At 61.9% G+C, this 17,425-nt stretch carries 16 protein-coding genes and 1 tRNA gene; 11 read left to right on the forward strand and 6 right to left on the reverse strand.

Features of this window, described 5'->3' with window-relative positions; translation table 11 throughout:
* Positions 1 to 29 precede the first annotated feature (29 nt).
* From ABID44_RS00090 to ABID44_RS00125, 8 genes are all read left to right on the forward strand, one after another.
* Entirely contained in the window at positions 30 to 2,726 is a 2,697-nt protein-coding gene (locus ABID44_RS00090; protein WP_354149661.1) for an SPOR domain-containing protein, read from the forward strand.
* Between the two features lie 106 nt (positions 2,727 to 2,832).
* Positions 2,833 to 3,852, forward strand: coding sequence for a beta-N-acetylhexosaminidase (nagZ, locus tag ABID44_RS00095; RefSeq protein WP_354149662.1), 1,020 nt, complete (start codon positions 2,833 to 2,835; stop codon positions 3,850 to 3,852).
* 104 nt (positions 3,853 to 3,956) lie between these two features.
* Entirely contained in the window at positions 3,957 to 4,748 is a 792-nt protein-coding gene (locus tag ABID44_RS00100; RefSeq protein ID WP_354150170.1) for a segregation and condensation protein A, read from the forward strand.
* Positions 4,745 to 5,476: an SMC-Scp complex subunit ScpB gene (gene scpB / locus ABID44_RS00105; protein WP_354149663.1), complete on the forward strand. Its 732-nt coding sequence runs from the start codon at positions 4,745 to 4,747 to the stop codon at positions 5,474 to 5,476. Before ABID44_RS00100 ends, scpB begins: the two co-directional genes overlap by 4 nt.
* Positions 5,477 to 5,631: 155 nt before the next feature.
* Complete coding sequence (locus ABID44_RS00110; RefSeq protein ID WP_354149664.1) at positions 5,632 to 5,847, forward strand: twin-arginine translocase TatA/TatE family subunit; 216 nt, start codon at positions 5,632 to 5,634, stop codon at positions 5,845 to 5,847.
* 29 nt (positions 5,848 to 5,876) lie between these two features.
* Positions 5,877 to 6,521, forward strand: a complete 645-nt coding sequence (gene tatB, locus ABID44_RS00115; protein ID WP_354149665.1) for a Sec-independent protein translocase protein TatB — start codon at positions 5,877 to 5,879, stop codon at positions 6,519 to 6,521.
* A gap of 56 nt (positions 6,522 to 6,577) precedes the next feature.
* Positions 6,578 to 7,378, forward strand: coding sequence for a twin-arginine translocase subunit TatC (gene tatC, locus ABID44_RS00120; RefSeq protein WP_378226783.1), 801 nt, complete (start codon positions 6,578 to 6,580; stop codon positions 7,376 to 7,378).
* A gap of 196 nt (positions 7,379 to 7,574) precedes the next feature.
* Positions 7,575 to 8,048, forward strand: a complete 474-nt coding sequence (locus ABID44_RS00125) for a YciE/YciF ferroxidase family protein (RefSeq protein WP_354149667.1) — start codon at positions 7,575 to 7,577, stop codon at positions 8,046 to 8,048.
* Positions 8,049 to 8,320: 272 nt separating this feature from the next.
* On the opposite strand, the gene yghX is transcribed toward ABID44_RS00125, so the two are convergent.
* From yghX to ABID44_RS00145, 4 genes are all read right to left on the reverse strand, one after another.
* Complete coding sequence (gene yghX / locus ABID44_RS00130; RefSeq protein WP_354149668.1) at positions 8,321 to 9,208, reverse strand: YghX family hydrolase; 888 nt, start codon at positions 9,206 to 9,208, stop codon at positions 8,321 to 8,323.
* A gap of 115 nt (positions 9,209 to 9,323) precedes the next feature.
* Positions 9,324 to 9,605 carry a hypothetical protein gene (locus ABID44_RS00135; RefSeq protein WP_354149669.1) on the reverse strand — a complete coding sequence of 94 codons (282 nt, stop codon included), beginning with the start codon at positions 9,603 to 9,605 and terminating at the stop codon, positions 9,324 to 9,326.
* A 222-nt stretch (positions 9,606 to 9,827) separates the two neighbouring features.
* Positions 9,828 to 9,902 (reverse strand) — tRNA-Val (locus tag ABID44_RS00140).
* Between the two features lie 122 nt (positions 9,903 to 10,024).
* On the reverse strand, positions 10,025 to 10,705 hold the full coding sequence (locus ABID44_RS00145; RefSeq protein ID WP_354149670.1) for a phosphoglycolate phosphatase: 681 nt from the start codon (positions 10,703 to 10,705) through the stop codon (positions 10,025 to 10,027).
* A 150-nt stretch (positions 10,706 to 10,855) separates the two neighbouring features.
* Between ABID44_RS00145 and rpiA the strand changes: the two genes are divergently transcribed.
* From rpiA to gor, 3 genes are all read left to right on the forward strand, one after another.
* On the forward strand, positions 10,856 to 11,554 hold the full coding sequence (rpiA, locus tag ABID44_RS00150; protein ID WP_354149671.1) for a ribose-5-phosphate isomerase RpiA: 699 nt from the start codon (positions 10,856 to 10,858) through the stop codon (positions 11,552 to 11,554).
* 20 nt (positions 11,555 to 11,574) lie between these two features.
* Complete coding sequence (locus ABID44_RS00155) at positions 11,575 to 12,144, forward strand: DUF2059 domain-containing protein (RefSeq protein WP_354149672.1); 570 nt, start codon at positions 11,575 to 11,577, stop codon at positions 12,142 to 12,144.
* A 110-nt stretch (positions 12,145 to 12,254) separates the two neighbouring features.
* Complete coding sequence (gene gor, locus ABID44_RS00160; protein ID WP_354149673.1) at positions 12,255 to 13,646, forward strand: glutathione-disulfide reductase; 1,392 nt, start codon at positions 12,255 to 12,257, stop codon at positions 13,644 to 13,646.
* A 21-nt stretch (positions 13,647 to 13,667) separates the two neighbouring features.
* Here gor and mgtE read toward each other — a convergent pair whose 3' ends face one another.
* Together mgtE and ABID44_RS00170 are read right to left on the reverse strand one after the other, a co-directional pair.
* Positions 13,668 to 15,032: a magnesium transporter gene (gene mgtE, locus ABID44_RS00165; RefSeq protein ID WP_354149674.1), complete on the reverse strand. Its 1,365-nt coding sequence runs from the start codon at positions 15,030 to 15,032 to the stop codon at positions 13,668 to 13,670.
* A 206-nt stretch (positions 15,033 to 15,238) separates the two neighbouring features.
* On the reverse strand, positions 15,239 to 17,134 hold the full coding sequence (locus ABID44_RS00170) for an ABC transporter ATP-binding protein/permease (protein WP_354150171.1): 1,896 nt from the start codon (positions 17,132 to 17,134) through the stop codon (positions 15,239 to 15,241).
* Positions 17,135 to 17,425 lie beyond the last annotated feature (291 nt).

Here is a 17,425-nt window from a genome sequence, read left to right on the forward strand (position 1 = left end):
CGTCCGATTGTGCGAGTTCGGGAACGACGATGGCAGACAGAACCCAGCAGAGGATAGCAGACCGCGACGACAACATCGCGGAAGATGATCCGTTCGCGGAACTGACCCGGATCATGGGTTTTGATCCGCGCGTTCCGGTCAAGCCCGAAAGCGAGTCCCGCTCCGAAGTCGTCGCTGAAGATGACTTCGCCATCGATCTGGAAAAGGAGCTGATGGGCGAGTTTGGCGATGAGCCGCCGCCTGAGCCGGAAGCCGTCTATGCGCCTGAGGCGACGCCGGCTCATACATCTGCGCATGAAGCCGGCTACCCGCAGCCCCATGATGCCCATTTCGACGCAGAGCCGGATTTCGATCAGGCAGCAGCCTCGTCTCTGGCCGATGATCTGTTCCTGGACGAACCTGCTTTCGACGAGGCTTCCGCAGAGGCGCATGCCGCGCCGGTGGATTTCATTGCCGATGACCGGTCGGACTTCGCCGATTTCGACGATATGCTGGCATCGGAATTGACCGAAACCCGTGCGGACGCCAATGCTGGATTGGTCCGACCGGACGAGCCGCTCGCTGCGGAATTTTCGGAACCTGCCCTGGCAGAGGATGATTTTCTCGCTTTCGACGATGCGGATTTTGCCTTTGACGAGCCGCAGGCGGAAGTCCCGGCGCAGCAGCCCATCGCCACCGGTTTCGATGACGCCGGATTCGGTGACAATGGCGACGAATTTGAGCGAGCCCTGGCGGCTGCCGTTTTTGACGACGCCGCGGAGCGGACCAGCGAGCAGTTCGCCCCGGAAGGCCCGGTCGCGGAAAACTATGCGCAGCAGTTCGTTGAAAGTGTTCAGCCTGAAGCGGTGGCGGAAGCGCCGCAAGTCTCGCTGGAGGACGAACTCAGTGCATTGCTGAACCGGATGTCGGCGCGTCCTGAGCCGGCTTACGAGCCCGGGTTCGAGCTTGAGAAGCCGCTCGACGTTCACGTTGAGCACGTCTCCGATCCGGCTCATGAGGATTTCGATCTCGATCTGGACCTTGCGGCTTTTGATGCCCAGCCCCAACCCGCTCCTCAGCCATTTGTTCCGGAAACGCAGGCTGACCCTGTGGAGGCTCTGCAGCCGTTCGTTCCCGCTGCGGCGGTCGCGGCCGCTTCTGCCCATGCGCAGAGCTGGAGCCGGGGCACGCCTTTTATTCGCCAGCAGCCGGCCCAGGACCAGCAGGCGGAGCCGGCAGCCTATCAGCCGCAACAGCCTGAACCGGCATTTGCCGCCGTTGCGCCGGATTATGTGGTTTCCTCGCCGTCTCACGCGGCAGTTTCCCCGGAGTTCGGGCACGCTGCGCCTGTCGCACAGCCTGCGCCACGCCAGCCGGCTACCGAGATGCCGGAACTGGAAACCATTGAAATACCGGAGAAGGCCGTTGCGCTCGCCGACGACCTCGATATTCCCGACGTGCCCTTCGAGGAAGACAAGGCCGAGGCTCCTGCCTATGACGACCTCGATGCCGAATTCACCAGCCTCATGGGCGAGATGAACGTCAACGAGGTGAGCCCGGACGAGTCTGCGTCCTCCTTCGAGGCTCCGGGCCAGCAAACGGCTACGCACGCCGCTGCTCCGGTTTCGGCCGGAGTTTCGAACCAGCCTGCCGACGATACCCCCGAGGCTTTCGGGGGCTTTGATTTCAATGAATTCTCCCGGCAGCCTTATGCGGCTCAGCAAGGTGTCGAGGATGGTTTCGACTACGATCCCGACGCCGGTGAGGCGATGTCCGAAGCAGACGATATGGACGAGCAGCGTCCGCGCAGCCGCATGTTTCTGGTTGCGGCCGTTGTCGGCGCGGTGGCGTTGGTCGGTGGCATTGGCGCGTTCGCCCTGTCCTTCGGCGGTGGCGATTCCGGCGATGCGCCCGTTCTTGTGAAGGCCGACGAAAGCCCGATCAAGGTCAAGCCGGAGAACCCCGGCGGCGCGGTGATTCCCAATCAGGACAACAAGGTCTACGACATGGTGGCCAAGGGCGGAAAGCCTGTGGCCCCCACGCAGGAGACACTGGTTTCCGACGCCGAGCAGCCGGTTGACGTCGCGGCCCGTGCTCCCGATGCCCGCATCGTGGGCGAGGGCGCGCCGGCGAAATCCGAAGACCGCATCGAACCGGCGCAGGTAGACGACGAATCCGCCGTGGACGAGACGCCTGCCGTCGCGCCGCGCAAGGTTCGCACCATGGTCGTTCGCCCTGATGGCACGCTGGTGGCGCGTGAGGATCCGCAACCCGCCCAGCAGATCGCCGCCACGGAGCCGACAGACCCTGCGCCGCAGACAGTCAGTGTTCCCGGCGCTGAGCAGACAGGCGCAGTTACGCCGGCCGTCAATCCGCAGCAAACCGCCAGCACGCCGTCCGCCGCGCCGGTCGCGCCGCAGCGCCCGGCCGAACAGCCGGTCGATATCGTCGGCGAGGTGAAGCCCGGTCAGGTCGCCGCTCTTGATCCCAACGCCGCGGCAGCCGGCGCCTGGGCCATGCAGATTGCTTCGCAGCCCAGCGTGGAGGCGGCCCAGTCCACCTATCAGGATCTCGCACGCCGCTATGCCGGCGTGCTGCAGGGCCGCAGCGTCAACATCGTGAAGGCCGAGGTGGCGGGCAAGGGCACCTTCTACCGCGTGCGCGTCGCCGCGGATTCGCGCGCCGAGGCGATCAGCCTTTGCGAAAAGTACAAGGCGGCCGGCGGCGCCTGCTTCGTTTCGAAGTAAGACGCAAGCTCTCCGTTTCGCAAAGGGCCGGTGCAAATACGCGCCGGCCCTTTCTCATTTGGAAGGGACGATTCCCTTTCCGGCCCGAACCCTCTAGATTCGGGATATGACCGAATCAAAGACGCTCATTCTCGGCTGCGCCGGCCATTCGCTTACCCGCGAGGAGATTCGCTTCTATCGAGGGGAATGTCCGTGGGGGTTCATCCTGTTCGCCCGCAATATCAGCGAGCCTGAGCAGATCCGCGATCTGGTCGCCTCGATGCGCGATTGTGTCGGGCACGAGGACGCTCCCGTTTTCATCGATCAGGAGGGCGGCCGGGTGCAGCGGCTGCGTCCGCCGCTGGCGCCGAACTACCCGCCCGCCGCCGCGGTTGGCGAAATCTACCGGCGCGATCGGGAAGCCGGCCTGCGCGCCGCCTGGCTGCATGGGCGCATGCACGCCTTCGATCTCGCCCGCTACGGCGTCAGCGCGGATTGCCTGCCGGTGCTCGACGTGCCGGTGGAAGGTGCGAGCGACGTCATCGGCCAGCGCGCTTATGGCCGCGACCCGGAGACCGTGGCCGAACTTGGCCGCGCCTCGGCCGAGGGCCTGATGGCCGGCGGCCTGCTGCCGGTCATGAAGCATATCCCCGGTCACGGCCGGGCTTCGGCCGATACGCATTTCGAGCTGCCGACAGTGCATGAATCCTTCGATGACCTGCGCCGACACGATTTCGCCCCCTTCAAGGCGTTGAACGATCTGCCTGCGGCGATGACCGCGCATGTCGTGTTCAGCGCCATCGATTCCAGGGCCCCGGCAACCACTTCTGGCAGGGTGGTCGAGGAGGTGATACGGGGCGAGATCGGTTTCGACGGACTGCTGATCAGCGACGATATCTCGATGAAGGCGCTTTCTGGGGATTTCGGCTCCAAGGCTGCGGCAATCCTTGCGGCCGGCGTCGATATCGTTCTTCACTGCAATGGCGTCATGGAAGAGATGGCCGCCGTCGCGTCGAAGGCGAGGGTGCTGGAAGGCGAGGCGCTGAGGCGAGCTGAACATGCGCTGTCCGTGATCGGCGTTCGTGACGAGGGGGGCGAGGAAGAGCTTCGGGCGGAGTTCGGGGAGTATTTCGCGGCGGTGGCCTGACGCCGCTGGCCGGGGCGGAAGCAACCGCCCGGCGGGCAGATCGGAGAGCAAAAAGCGTGGCGCAACCGGCAACAGGGGAGCAGAAGGCACCGAGGCCTACGCCCATGGAGCGGCTGTGGGCGGACGATGAACGGCGTACCGACGACCCGGCGCTGGTTGTCGATGTCGAGGGGTTCGAAGGCCCGCTCGACCTGCTTTTGCACCTTGCTCGCAACCAGAAGGTTGATCTTGCGCGCATTTCCGTTCTGGCGCTGGCCGAACAATATCTGCTTTTCATCGACAAGGTGCGGGCGCTGCGTCTCGAACTCGCCGCCGACTATCTGGTCATGGCGGCGTGGCTCGCCTTCCTGAAGTCGAAGTTGCTCATTCCCAAGCAGCCGGGCGAGGAGGGACAGAGCGGCGAGGAACTGGCGGCTGTGTTGCAGTTCCGTCTGCGCCGTCTGGAGGCCATGCGTGACGCGGCCGTGCGGCTGGTCAATCGTAACCGGCTGGGGCGGGATGTCTTTGCGCGCGGCATGCCCGAACTCGTCATCGTCGAGAAACGCAACCAGTATTCCGCGACGCTGTATGACCTGCTGAGCGCCTATGCGACGCAACGGCAGCGGCAAGCGGTCACCAACGTCCAGATCGCGCGGCGTGGTGTGTGGTCGCTCAAGCAGGCACGCGATATCCTGACCCGCATGATCGGCGAACTGGACGACTGGGCCGCTCTCGACGGCTACCTGATCCGGTATCTCGCTTCGCCTGAGGACAGGCGCACTGCGATCGCCAGCTCGTTCGCGGCTTCGCTGGAACTGGTTCGCGAGGGCAGGGCGGAGGTGCGCCAGCAGGAGCCTTTTGCGCCGATCTACCTGCGTGGACGAGAGCGCCAGGCCGAAGGAGAGGCGTCGTCATGAGCGACGGCAGCAACGCCTCCGTCATTCTCTTTCCGGGTGAGGATGAAGCGCGGGACACGAAACATGTAAGTTCGCCGGGCGCGGAAGAAATCGTGCGGATGGCGGAGGCGATCGTTTTCGCCAGCGCCGAGCCGGTCAGCGAAAAGCAACTGGCGGCGCGTCTGCCCGAAGGCGTCGATCTGGCGGCCACCATGCGCGAGTTGCAGCAGATCTACGCCATGCGCGGCGTCAATCTCCTGAAGATCGGCGAAGGCTGGGCGTTTCGCACGGCGGGTGATCTCGCCTTCCTGATGAGTCGCGACACCGTACAGCAAAAGAAGCTGTCGCGCGCCGCGCTGGAGGTGCTGGCCATCATCGCCTACCATCAGCCGGTGACCCGCGCGGAGATCGAGGAAGTCCGCGGCGTTGAAACTTCGAAGGGAACGCTCGACACTTTGCTGGAAACCGAATGGGTGCGCATGCGCGGTCGCCGCAAGACGCCTGGACGACCCGTCACCTACGGTACGAGTGAGGCGTTTCTCGATCATTTCTCGCTGGAGGAACTGCGTGATTTGCCCGGCATCGAGGAATTGAAGGGCGCGGGGCTTCTATCCAGCCGGATGCCAGCCAATTTCACCATACCGCTACCGCCCGTCGATGCCGATATGCTGGCCGAGGATGAGGAGCCGCTGACCGACATCGACCTGGAGGACCTCGGTCTGTTGACGCCGCGTGTCACGGAAGATTGAGGCGTGCGGCCGGGCGGTGCGCGCTTTTGCGCGACCTTACAGGCCGAAAGCGCGTGACATTCGCAAATCATTCGTGAAGATTGCTTCGGTAGCGTTTGAAACGCGGCGCGAAAGCGCATAGATCAGTTGCAGGAACACTTACTAGAGAGAGTGCAATGGGTTCGTTTTCGATTTGGCATTGGCTTATCGTGCTGGTGATCGTGCTGCTGGTGTTTGGCCGCGGCAAGATTCCGGAATTGATGGGCGATATGGCCAAAGGCATCAAGAGCTTCAAGAAGGGCATGGCCGACGACGATGACGACACGCGCACCGTCGAGCATCGTTCCGATGAAACGGTTTCCCCCACCAAGGAAAAAGCCGGCAAGAGCTGATTCCGTTTCCGTACCCGGGTTGAATAGCTATGCTTGATGTCGGCTGGTCCGAAATGCTGGTGATCGCGGTTGTGATGATCGTGGTCGTCGGACCCAAGGATTTGCCTCAGATGCTGCGTACTTTCGGTCGCATGACGACCAAGATGCGCGGCATGGCAAATGATTTTCAACGGCAGTTCAACGAAGCGTTGAAGGAAGCCGAGCTCGATGACGTCAAGAAGTCTGTCGATTCGCTCCGCGGCCTCAATCCGGCGGCGGAAATCCGCAAGCAACTGAACCCGTTCGAAAAGGCGGCGTCGGATGTGAAGGCCAGTCTCGATGACGCCGCCAAGCCCAAGGCGACGCCTGTGCCGGAGGTGACGCCGGCTGCCGCCGATGCGCCTTTCCCGGCCATGACCGATGGCTCCGCGCCTCCCGCGCAGGCCGCCGATGTCGCCACGAAGACGGCCAGGTCACCGGGCAAGGGAACGAGAAAGGCCGCCGGCAAAGCGAACGACAAGGCGGCGGCCGTCAAGGCGCCTCCGGCCAAGGCCAAGGCGCCTCCGGCAAAGAAGGCAAGCCCGAAGACGGCGGCGCTCAAGGCCCCCGCAGCAGCAGGCCCAAAGGCTGGGAAGCCCGCCGCAAAATCCCGTAGCGCCGGCAGTGCAAGCAAGACGACGAGGACGCCCAAGTGAGCGCCAGCAAAAAGGATGAGATCGACCAGTCGTCGGCGCCGCTCATCGAACATCTCATGGAACTGCGGACCCGGTTGATCTGGTCGATTGGCGGGTTTTTCGTCGCGTTCCTGTTCTGCTTCTTTTTCGCCAAGACGCTGTTCAACGTGCTTGTCATTCCCTTCAAATGGGCGACGAGCTGGGCGGGCCTGGACCCGACCAAAGTCGAGCTCATCTACACGGCTCCGCAGGAATTTTTCTTCACGCAGATCAAGCTCGCCATGTTCGGCGGCATGGTCATCGCCTTTCCCCTGATCGCCACGCAGATCTATAAGTTCATCGCGCCCGGTCTCTACCGCAACGAGCGCGCCGCGTTCCTGCCCTTCCTGGTTGCATCGCCGATCCTGTTCCTGATCGGCGCCTCGCTTGTCTATTTCTTCTTCACCCCGATGGTGATGTGGTTTTTCCTGACCATGCAGCAGGCCGGCGGCGAGGGGGAGGTGCAGATTTCCCTGCTGCCGAAGGTTTCCGAATATCTCAGCCTCATCATGACGCTGATCTTCTCCTTCGGCCTGGTGTTCCAGTTACCGGTCGTCACCAGCCTCATGGCGCGCGTGGGTCTGTTGTCTTCGCAGGCGCTGGTCGACAAGCGCAAATGGGCAATCGTGATCGCTTTCGTGGTGGCGGCCATCCTGACCCCGCCCGATCCCCTCAGCCAGATCGGACTCGCCGTCCCGACCATCATTCTCTACGAGATTTCGATCTGGATGGCCCGGATGATCGAGCGATCCCGAGCCAGGGAAGAGGCGGAGCGCGAAGCGGAGAGCGACGAGCAACCCGCATCCGCAGACCCCGCGCCTCCGGATCAGGCAGCCTGAACGAGCCGTCTGTCACGGGCCATATCCCCACCTTGAACTGCCTCAGGCGGCGGCCTGAAATATCTGACCCGATGCCCTGAAGGAGGGCGTCGGGTTTTTGTTTCTGACCCATGTCCGCAGCGTCAGTGGAACCAGAAGGCGGCTCCTTTCATTGCTGGAGAAGGCGGGAGCTTCTTTTCTTCACGAGGACCAAGCAATGAAAACTCTGGCAGATTTGTTCGAGCATACGCTCAAGGATGTCTATTATGCTGAAAACGCGCTGACCAAGGCGCTTCCAAAAGTCTCCAAGGCGGTGAAAAGCGCCGATCTGAAAAAGGCGGTTGATGGGCACCTGAAGGAAACGAAGGGCCAGATCCAGACCTTGAAAAAGGTTTTCCAGACCATCGGCGTGGAGCCGGCAGGCGAGAAATGCGATGCTATCGAAGGACTTGTCAAGGAAAGCGAAGGCTTGATGGAAGAAGCTTCGGGCAACGCGCTTGATGCTGGGTTGCTGGCAGCGTGTCAGGCTGTCGAACATTACGAGATCGCCCGCTATGGCTCCTTGCGGGAATGGGCCAAAGTACTGGGCAATACGGAAGCCCACAACCTGCTGAGCGAAATTCTTGATCAGGAAAAGGCGGCCAATAACAAGCTCACCAATCTGGCCGTTTCATCCCTGAACAAGAAGTAACCGCCGCCTACAGGGAACACCTTGCCAAAGGTGCATGGGGCCGGCCGCAATGGCGGCCTCACTTCGGCACGCGATTGTCAGGACCGACGCCGAGTTCATGATAGGCGTGTCGGTATCGGCAGCATGGCCGCGCCACCCCCGGCCCGCCACAATGACGAACGTGATGGCTGAAATCAACCGATCCTCGCGCGTTTGCGTGCGAGACGACTCCCTGATTTCTGATCAGTCCGCGCCTGTAGCTGCAGCGCTCTCGTGGTCAAACTCACATGTTCTCAGGCCAGATGACGTTTGAACCAGTCGATCGTTCGCTCCCACGCCAGTTTCGCGGCGGCCTCGTCGTAACGCGGCGTCGAATCATTGTGGAAGCCATGATTGACGCCGGGATAGATGTAGGCCTCATACGTCTTGCCGTTCTCCTTGAGCGCTGCTTCATAGGCGGGCCAGCCTTCGTTTATGCCAGTGTCCAGTTCGGCGTAGTGAATCAGCAAGGGCGCTTGAATGCGCGGCACGTCTTCGACGCTCGCCTGGCGTCCGTAGAATGGCACGGCCGCGCCGAGTTCCGGATAGGCGACCGCCGCCGCATTGGCGACACCGCCGCCGTAGCAGAAGCCTGTGATACCGATCTTGCCGGTAGTGGCGTCGTTTCCCATCAGGAATTCGATCGCCGCGAAGAAATCGTTCATCAGCTTGTCGGGGGCGACCTGCTGCTGCAACTCCCGCCCCTTCTCGTCATTGCCGGGATAGCCGCCAACGGAGGTCAGCCCATCGGGCGCCAGCGCGACGAACCCTGCCTTCGCAACGCGGCGCGCCACGTCTTCGATGTAAGGGTTCAGGCCACGATTCTCGTGGACGACCACCACGCCGGCTACCGGCTCAGACGCCGCCGCCGGGCGAACCAGATATCCCCGTACCTCGCCATGGCCATTGGGGGAGGGATAGGTGATGTATTCCGCAATGATGTCCGGGTCGGTGAAATCGACCTGCTGGGCCAGCGCATAGTCCGGGCTGAGTGAGGCAAGGATTGCGGCCGCGGTCACGCCGCCCACCGCGAACTTGCCGGCGCGGTCGAGGAATTCACGCTTCGTGATCTTGCCGTGCGCATAATAATCGTAAAGTTCGAGCAGTTCCTGCGGGAAGTCTTTTGCTGTGAGACGGGTCATGCCTGTTCCTCCTCGTTTTGGCGGTGGACCAGTATAGGCAAGCCTGTCACAGGCTGGCGTTCACAAATTCGTTTGAAGGAAAGACGCAGTTGCGGTTCCCGGACCGTCGCCGTCCTCAATCCAGATGCAGCTTGTGCAGAATACGGTGTACGACCGGTGCGAAGATGATGCCGAAGGCCGCAAGGAAGAACATGCTGGCGTAAAGGCCGTAGAAACCGATGAAAAGCTTGCCTGCGAAACTGTTGGGAACCTCCAGCAGACCCAGGCCGCTCAGCATGTAGGCTGAATGCAGGACCGCGTCTTCGATCTCCTTTCCTTCAAGAAGGATGAAGCCGACGACGCCTGCCAGTATTGAGGCGGCCATCAGCACAAGCACGAAAGCTGCGTGAGCCATCATCCGTGCAAGAAATTTCCGCCTCGAAAGAAAGTTCTCCGACAGTTTCTCATACATTTGCGCCTGCCTGCCGCTCGCACCCGGTGGTGCACCCCGTCATCAGCATGCCCAAGGCGCAATGCGTGTCAACAGAGGGAGCGAGGGCCCGGTAAGTGCCGCCATAAAGAACAGAAGAAAGGAGATAAAACGTAGCAAAAGGAAAACCATTTTCCTGTGAACGGAAAATGGTGGGCGATGTAGGGATTGAACCTACGACCCCACCCGTGTGAAGGGTGTGCTCTCCCGCTGAGCTAATCGCCCGCTCGCAACCTTTCGGCCAAGCGCGCCGCGATATAAGGGGCGGCATCCCTTTCTGTCAACCTCCCCGCGAGCACGGAAACGCAAACATTTTCACATGTCTGCAAGGCGCAGAAGCGCGGGCGTCAATTCGCCGACTTTATGAGGTTGTGAGCCAGATCGAGCGTGATTTCATCGAAATGTGAAACGACGACGGAAGGATCGAATTCGCTCACATGCCGGTCGGTGTAGCCAAAATCCACCGCAACCACCGGAATACCCGCCGCCTTGGCCGTATCGATATCTGTCCGGGAATCGCCGACCATCACCGCGTGGCCCGGATCGCCGCCGGCGCGCAGGATGGTTTCGGTGAGATGGCGCGGATCCGGTTTGCGGAACGGGAATGTATCCTGCCCGCAATTCGCCGCAAAATGCCTGCTCAGCCCGAGCGCATCGATAAGCGCAAGCGAATTGGCTTCATATTTGTTGGTGCAGATCGCCAGAATGTAACCTTCGGATTCGAAGCGCGTGATGGCGTCGGTCGCACCGGGAAACGGCTGCGATCTGCCGGGAATGTTGGCGGTGTAATGTTCGAGGAAGACGCCCAGCAGCCGGTCATGTTCCTCGGTGTCCAGCGGGCGATTTTGCGCGGCGAACGCCCGTTCGATCATCACCCGTCCGCCATTGCCAACAAAACGCCGGAACGAGGGCTCGTCAACGGCCGAAAGCGCGCCAGCGGCCAGCGTATGGTTGAGACTGTCCATCAGGTCGGGCGCGGTGTCGACCAGCGTTCCGTCGAGGTCGAAAACTATGATCGGTCTGGCCATTTCTTTCCCTGCATTCTGTTTCCTTCAGGCGATAGCCCGTCGTCTTCGGGCAGGCAAGCTTCGGTGTGAGCATCGGGGTTCGACACAGAGCTTTGACCGGATCGGCAAAAGTGCTAGGAGCCGGCATCGCAAAACAGGGCAGACCTTCCGATGGACCAGAAGCAGCTGAAGATCGAAGCCGCGCGCAAGGCGCTGGAACATGTCTCAGGCGGCATGAGGCTTGGCATCGGCACGGGCTCGACCGCCGAGGAATTCGTGCGCCTTCTGGCGGAAAAGGTTTCCGCCGGATTGCAGGTCGTCGGCGTTCCCACCTCCGAGCGCACGGCTGCGCTGTGCCGCGAACTCGGCGTGCCGCTTTCCACGCTGGAAGAAACGCCGGAGCTCGATCTGACCGTCGATGGTGCGGACGAAATCGATTCGGAACTGAGCCTGATCAAGGGCGGCGGCGGCGCGTTGTTGCGCGAAAAGATCGTGGCTGCGGCTTCGGCGCGCATGATCGTCATCGCCGATAAAACGAAGGTGGTGGAAACGCTGGGCCGTTTTCCACTGCCGATCGAGGTCAACCGCTTCGGTTTGCGCGCCACCGAGATTGCTGTCGCGGCCGCCGCAAGCAGGCTCGGCCTGTCAGGCGACATCAAATTGCGGATGACGGGTTCGCAGCCATTTGTTACAGACGGCGATCATTTCATCCTGGATGCATCTTTTGGCCGCATTCCGGATACAAGAGCGCTATCCAACGCTTTGCACGCCATTCCGGGCGTGGTGGAGCACGGTCTTTTCATCGGGCTGGCGTCTGCGGCGATTGTCGCCGGCAGCGACGGCATCGAGACAATCCAAGCCGTCCGGTAAATCAGGGAGCCCTGTCAGTCATGAAATTTCAGCACCGGATTCGTCGTCTTGCAGCCGCCGTCGCGGCAACTCTTGTCATGGCTGTCGCCATGCCGGCATTCGCGCAGGAAATTTCGGAGAGCCATCTGAAGGCTGCCCGTGACGCCGTAGCATCCATCAACGCCACCGATTCCTTCGACGGCATCCTGCCACAGGCGGCCGCCGCACTTCAGGCCAGCCTGATCCAGAAGAACCCGGACCTGCAGGAACTGATCAGCAGCACGGTTTCGGCCAAGGCGCTTGAACTGGCTTCCCGCCGCGCCGATCTGGAGCGTGAGGCCGCCACCGCCTACGCCAGGGTGTTTTCCGAGGAGGATCTCCAGGCCATTGCGGCATTCTACAATTCGGCCGCCGGCAAGAAGCTTCTCGAAAGCGGCCCGATCGTTTCGCGCGAACTGGCTCGCGCAGCCGAAATCTGGCAGAACGGCATAGCGCGCGATCTGGCGCTGGAGGTCGGTGAAGTCTTGCAGGCCGCGCCAGGCGCACAGGTCGAGCCGGCGGACGGCACGGAAGCCCCGGCCGAAGGGCAGGCTCCCGCAAGCGGCGACTGATCCGCATTCCGCTGACGCAATGTCGCATCGAGCCCGGCCTGTGCCGGGCTTTTCTTTTGGGTGGTTGCGTCCTACCTGTAAGCATCGTTCCCGCCTGAAGGATTCCGCATATGGCCGCTTACGACTACGACCTCTTCGTCATCGGTGGAGGTTCGGGGGGCGTACGCGCGGCGCGCGTGGCCGCTGCGCTCGGCAAGCGTGTGGCCGTGGCCGAGGAATATCGCTTCGGCGGCACCTGCGTCATCCGCGGCTGCGTGCCGAAGAAACTGTTCGTCTACGCCTCGCAATACAGCGAGCATTTCGAGGACGCCGTCGGTTACGGCTGGGACGTTCCGCCCGCGAGATTCGACTGGAACACCTTGCTTGCCAGCAAGGACCGCGAGATCACGCGCCTGGAAGGCATCTATCGCCGCAATGTCGAGGGTTCGGGGGCTACGATCCTCGACACGCGCGCCGAACTGGTCGACCGCCATACCGTGCGGCTGGTGGCGGACGGGCGCACCGTCACCGTCGACCAGATACTGATCGCCACCGGCGGACGTCCATCGCCACACCCGGCGCTGAAAGGCAATGAGCACTGCATCACCTCCAATGAAGCGTTTCATCTGGAGACCTTGCCGAAATCGATCATGGTCGGCGGCGGCGGCTACATCGCGGTCGAGTTCGCCAACATTTTTCACGGTCTTGGTGTGGAAACGACGCTGGTCTATCGGGGCGTGGAAATCCTCAATCATTTCGATGACGATCTGCGTGCCTGTCTCCATGAGGCGATGGCGAACAAGGGCGTCGAAATTGTCTGCCGCGCGGTCGCGGAGGAGGTCGTGCGCCGTGATGACGGCCGGCTCGACGTGAAACTGAGCAATGGCGAGACGCGCACGGTAGACCAGTTCATGCTGGCCATGGGGCGCTCACCCAACACGGAAGGGTTGGGGCTGGAGGCGGTCGGTGTCGAAACTTCCGTGACCGGCGCGATTGTCGTCGATGGCTATTCGCGCACCAATGTCGACAACATCTGGGCTATCGGCGATGTCACCGACCGTGTGCAGCTTACCCCTGTCGCGATCCATGAGGCGATGTGCTTCGTCGAGACCGCTTTCAGAGATAATCCGACCGCACCCGATCATGATCTGATCGCAACGGCTGTCTTCTCGCAGCCCGAGATCGGCACGGTCGGCCTGCCGGAGCATGAGGCGGTAAAGGCTTTTGAGGAAATCGAGGTCTATCGGGCCTCGTTCCGCCCCATGCGCAATACGCTCTCGGGCCGCGACGAAAAGATGCTGATGAAGCTGATCGTCGATGCCGCCTCGCGCAAGGTGGTCGGCGCGCATATTATGGGCCCGGACGCCGGCGAGATGGCGCAACTGCTCGGTATCCCCCTCAAGGCCGGTGTCACCAAGGACGATTTCGACCGCACCATGGCCGTTCACCCGACTGCGGCCGAGGAACTCGTCACCATGTACAAGCCGACCTACCGGGTGCGAAAGGGCGAGCGGATCGACTGACCCGCCCGCCGCTCATCTGACTTACAAAATGGTGCCGGTCAGGATCAGGGCTGCTACCGTGAAGTAGATGGCGAGACCCGTCACGTCGACCAGCGTCGCCACGAACGGCGCCGAGGCGCTGGCCGGGTCGAACCCGATGCGCCTCAGGATGAAAGGCAGCATCGAGCCCGTCAGCGAGCCGAAGGTGACGATGCCGACCAGAGCCAGGCCCACCGTCAGCGCGATCAGGTGCCAGTAGGGACCATAATCGTAGAAGCCGAGATATTGCCACAGAATGATGCGCGTCATGCCGACAAGTCCGAGCATCGTGCCCAGCACGACTCCGCTGGGCAGCTCACGCAATGCAACGCGCCACCAGTCGCCCAGCGTCAGTTCGCGCAGCGCCATCGCGCGGATCACCAGCGAGGTCGCCTGCGAGCCGGAATTGCCGCCCGAGCTCATGATGAGGGGGATGAAGAGGGTTAGCACGATGGCCTTCTCCAGCTCGACTTCATAGTGCTGCATGACGCTCGCCGTCAGCATCTCGCCGAGAAACAGGGCGCACAGCCAGCCGCCGCGTTTGCCGATCATGGAGAGGAAGCCCATCTTCATATAGGGCTCGTCCAGGGCTTCCATACCACCGAGGCGATGCACGTCCTCGGTGTTCTCCTCGATCATGGTGTCCAGCACGTCATCCACGGTCACGATGCCGAGGATCTTGTCGTCATCGACGACCGGGACGGCCAGAAGGTCATATTTGCGGATGAGGTGGGCGACCTGCTCGACGTCCATCAGCGGCGGCGCCGTCACTGGCGTGGTGTCGGGCGCGATCGAGACGATCCGCGCGTCGGGCTCGCTGGTGATGAGCTTTCTCAGGCCGAAAGCGCGCAGCAGATGGTGCGTGTCGGGATCGACCACATAGATGGCGTAGACGGTTTCACGGGTGCGCTCGACCTGACGGATGTAGTCCAGCGTGCGCGTGACCGTCCAGTCGGGCGGCACGCTGACATATTCGGTGGTCATGAGCGAGCCGGCGCTGCCTTCCGGATAACCCAGAATGGACAATAGCGAATGCCGCAACGCCGGCGCCATGGCGTGCAGCAGTTCCGAGCGCACCGGCTCGGAAAGCTCGCGCAGCACATCGGCGGCGCGGTCGGCGGACATTTCGGCAAGCAGCCTGCCGGCAAGATCGCGCGAGAGGGTGATGATCAGCTCGGGCGCGTCGTCCAGTTCGGGCTGGTCGAATATCTCGACGGCGCGCTCGAACGGAACCTGCGAAAGCAGCTCCGCGGCGAGTTGGCGAGGCTCGTTGTTGAGCGCTTCGACAATATCCGCGACGTGATCGTTGGCGAGAACGCGTGCGATGGCGATGGCGTCGCCGCTCATGGCGGGCGAAAACGTGGTCATGGGCTCACTCCTTGCCGTCGGCCGGAGAGGAGCCCGGAAGGGTCACATCAGGCAGACGGCGATTTTATTCGACTGTAACTGTCGCCAGACATGGCGTGGTTGACCTTTCCGCCCGCAGATTTGGTTGAAGGCCGCGAGCGGACGCAACATAGGAGAGCAGTTGCCCAAGTCAACCGGGAATAACGCAGCTTCGAGCGAGAAAGATATCAGCCGCTTCTGGCGGTCTTCAGACGCCGTCGCGCCAGGCTGAGCCAGCCATCTGCAAGGACGGGAGGCTGCTGGGTGAGAATTTCGGTGAGTTCGGCCGGCAAGGCGGGCGCCACCGGCTCCTTCGTGGCGACGCCATCGGCGATGGTCAGGACGCTGTGATAGAATTCCTCGCCGGAAGCGGAGCGTGGCGGCGCGGGTTCGTGCATCACGCTGATGACGGTGACGCCCGGACAATTGTCCTTGATGGCCTGATGGAAAGCGATCTTGCTTTCCGGATCGAGCGCGCCTGTCGCTTCGTCCAGGAAGAGCAGGCCCGGCTGATGCAGCAATATGCGGGTCAGGACGAGTTTCTGTTTCTGCCCGCCGGACAGAAGCTGGTCCCAGCTCTTGCCGGCGCGCGCTTCGTCGCACAGATGCTCGATGAATTCGCCAAGGCCGGCCTTGTAGAGACAGGCGGCCACCGTTGCGTCGTTATGATCGTCCGGCGCCTCGGGCAGGCAAACCAGTTCCTTGAGCGTGACCGGCGGAAGCTTGACTTCCTGCGCGGCGTAGAAGCTGGCCACCCCCTGCGGGAATGCAATGACGCCGCGCCCATAGGGCCACAGCCTGTTGAGCGCCTTGATCAGGGAAGTCTTGCCGCAGCCGGACTCGCCCCTGAGGAAGGTCCATTCGCCGCGCCGGAAGCCAACCCGTTCGCAAATGAGGAACGGCTCGCTGTCCTGACCCTGATGGCTGAGGCGCAGATTCTGGATGCCCAGGCCGAATACGGGATTCTGTGAGATGTAACGGAACTCGCATTTGCCGGTGCGGCGATAGAACTGGACTGGATCCTGCACAGCTTCGATCGCCTGCGCCAGATCGATGACGCGCCGGCTGTTGGCGCGCAGCGTCGCGATCGCCGGCATGACATGGATGAACCACGAACACTGGCTGATCAGCGAGTTCACCAGTTCAGCCCCGGTGATATAGCCTTTCAGGTCGATGCGGCCATGGATGAAGGGCAGCAGCCCCGGCCCGTAGGCGACGACGCGCGCGCCGACAAAATTGTAGATGCGCTCGAATGAACCGTACCCTGCATTGATCCAGTTCAGCCTGCCCCATGTGCGATCTATTTCCGTGTAGAGGCGCTCGTGCATGGTTCTTTGCACGGCTTCGCCATGAGCGGAAGCGACGTGGAAGCTGCGCCGCAACAGCGTGGAGAGTTCGCCGCGATAGCTGCCTTCCGCTTTCTGCATCCTGATTGAAAGCCGTTCCAGCATTCCGCCAAGCTTCACCGCGATCCACGTATTCATCGGAACATAGGCGGCCACGGCGACGAGGGCGAAGACGACGCTGCCATATTCACCCAGGAACTCGAAGCCGCGTACTTCGGTGGAGGTTTCAAGCAGTTTCTGCCCCACGAAGAAAACCGAACTCGCCACCGCCATGACGCCCATTGCGAGGCCAATCGCCCCGCCGGTCATGCCTTTGATCGACTCCTGTATACGCTGGTCGATATTGTCGGGCGCGCTGTCCGCACCGTGCTGTGCGTGGAAGTGGGTATGGTTTGTATCCAGCAGCGCGTCGTTGAACCTGCCGTTCAGCCAGCCGCGCCAGCGCCGGTGGAGCGTGGCGGAAACGAAACTTTTGGTGCCGGTAATGCCCGCATCCTTGAAGATGACCAGAGCGACAAGGAAGGCTGCGTTGCCAAGCAGCGTGGCCAAGGGCGCATCGCTGGTGGAGCTGTGGAAATAGGCGATCGAGTTGATGAGCTCGCCGGAAGCTTCCGCGAACCATACGCCCGCCTTGCTGGAAAGTGCGGTGAAGAAGGCCACCACCAGCGTGAGGCTCCACGCCTCCTTCCATTTGTCCGAGAACCAGTAGGCCCGCATCAGGCCCCAGAAGGAAAGCATCGTCGACACCGGCGTGCGCAGAAGCGGCTTCGGTTCGCCGCCGCTCCTTTTCGCCTCCGGGCGTGTTCTGCCGAGCCTGAACACGTTTTCGCTCACACCTCGTTCGATCTGTTACAAATGGTAACACTGCTTGATCAGATTCAATGAAGATTATGGGATTAACCCATGCGTCGACTGGCTGACGTTGCCGCGAGGCAACAGCTCGCAATGCGTGCAAGTAAGTTGTAGGAAAGATATAATATCAACGAAAACAATGAGATATTGAGATATCTTGAATCGACCGAATGGTTG

Origin of the sequence: Aquamicrobium ahrensii (genome assembly GCF_040545755.1) — a bacterium.
GTDB lineage: Bacteria > Pseudomonadota > Alphaproteobacteria > Rhizobiales > Rhizobiaceae > Mesorhizobium > Mesorhizobium ahrensii.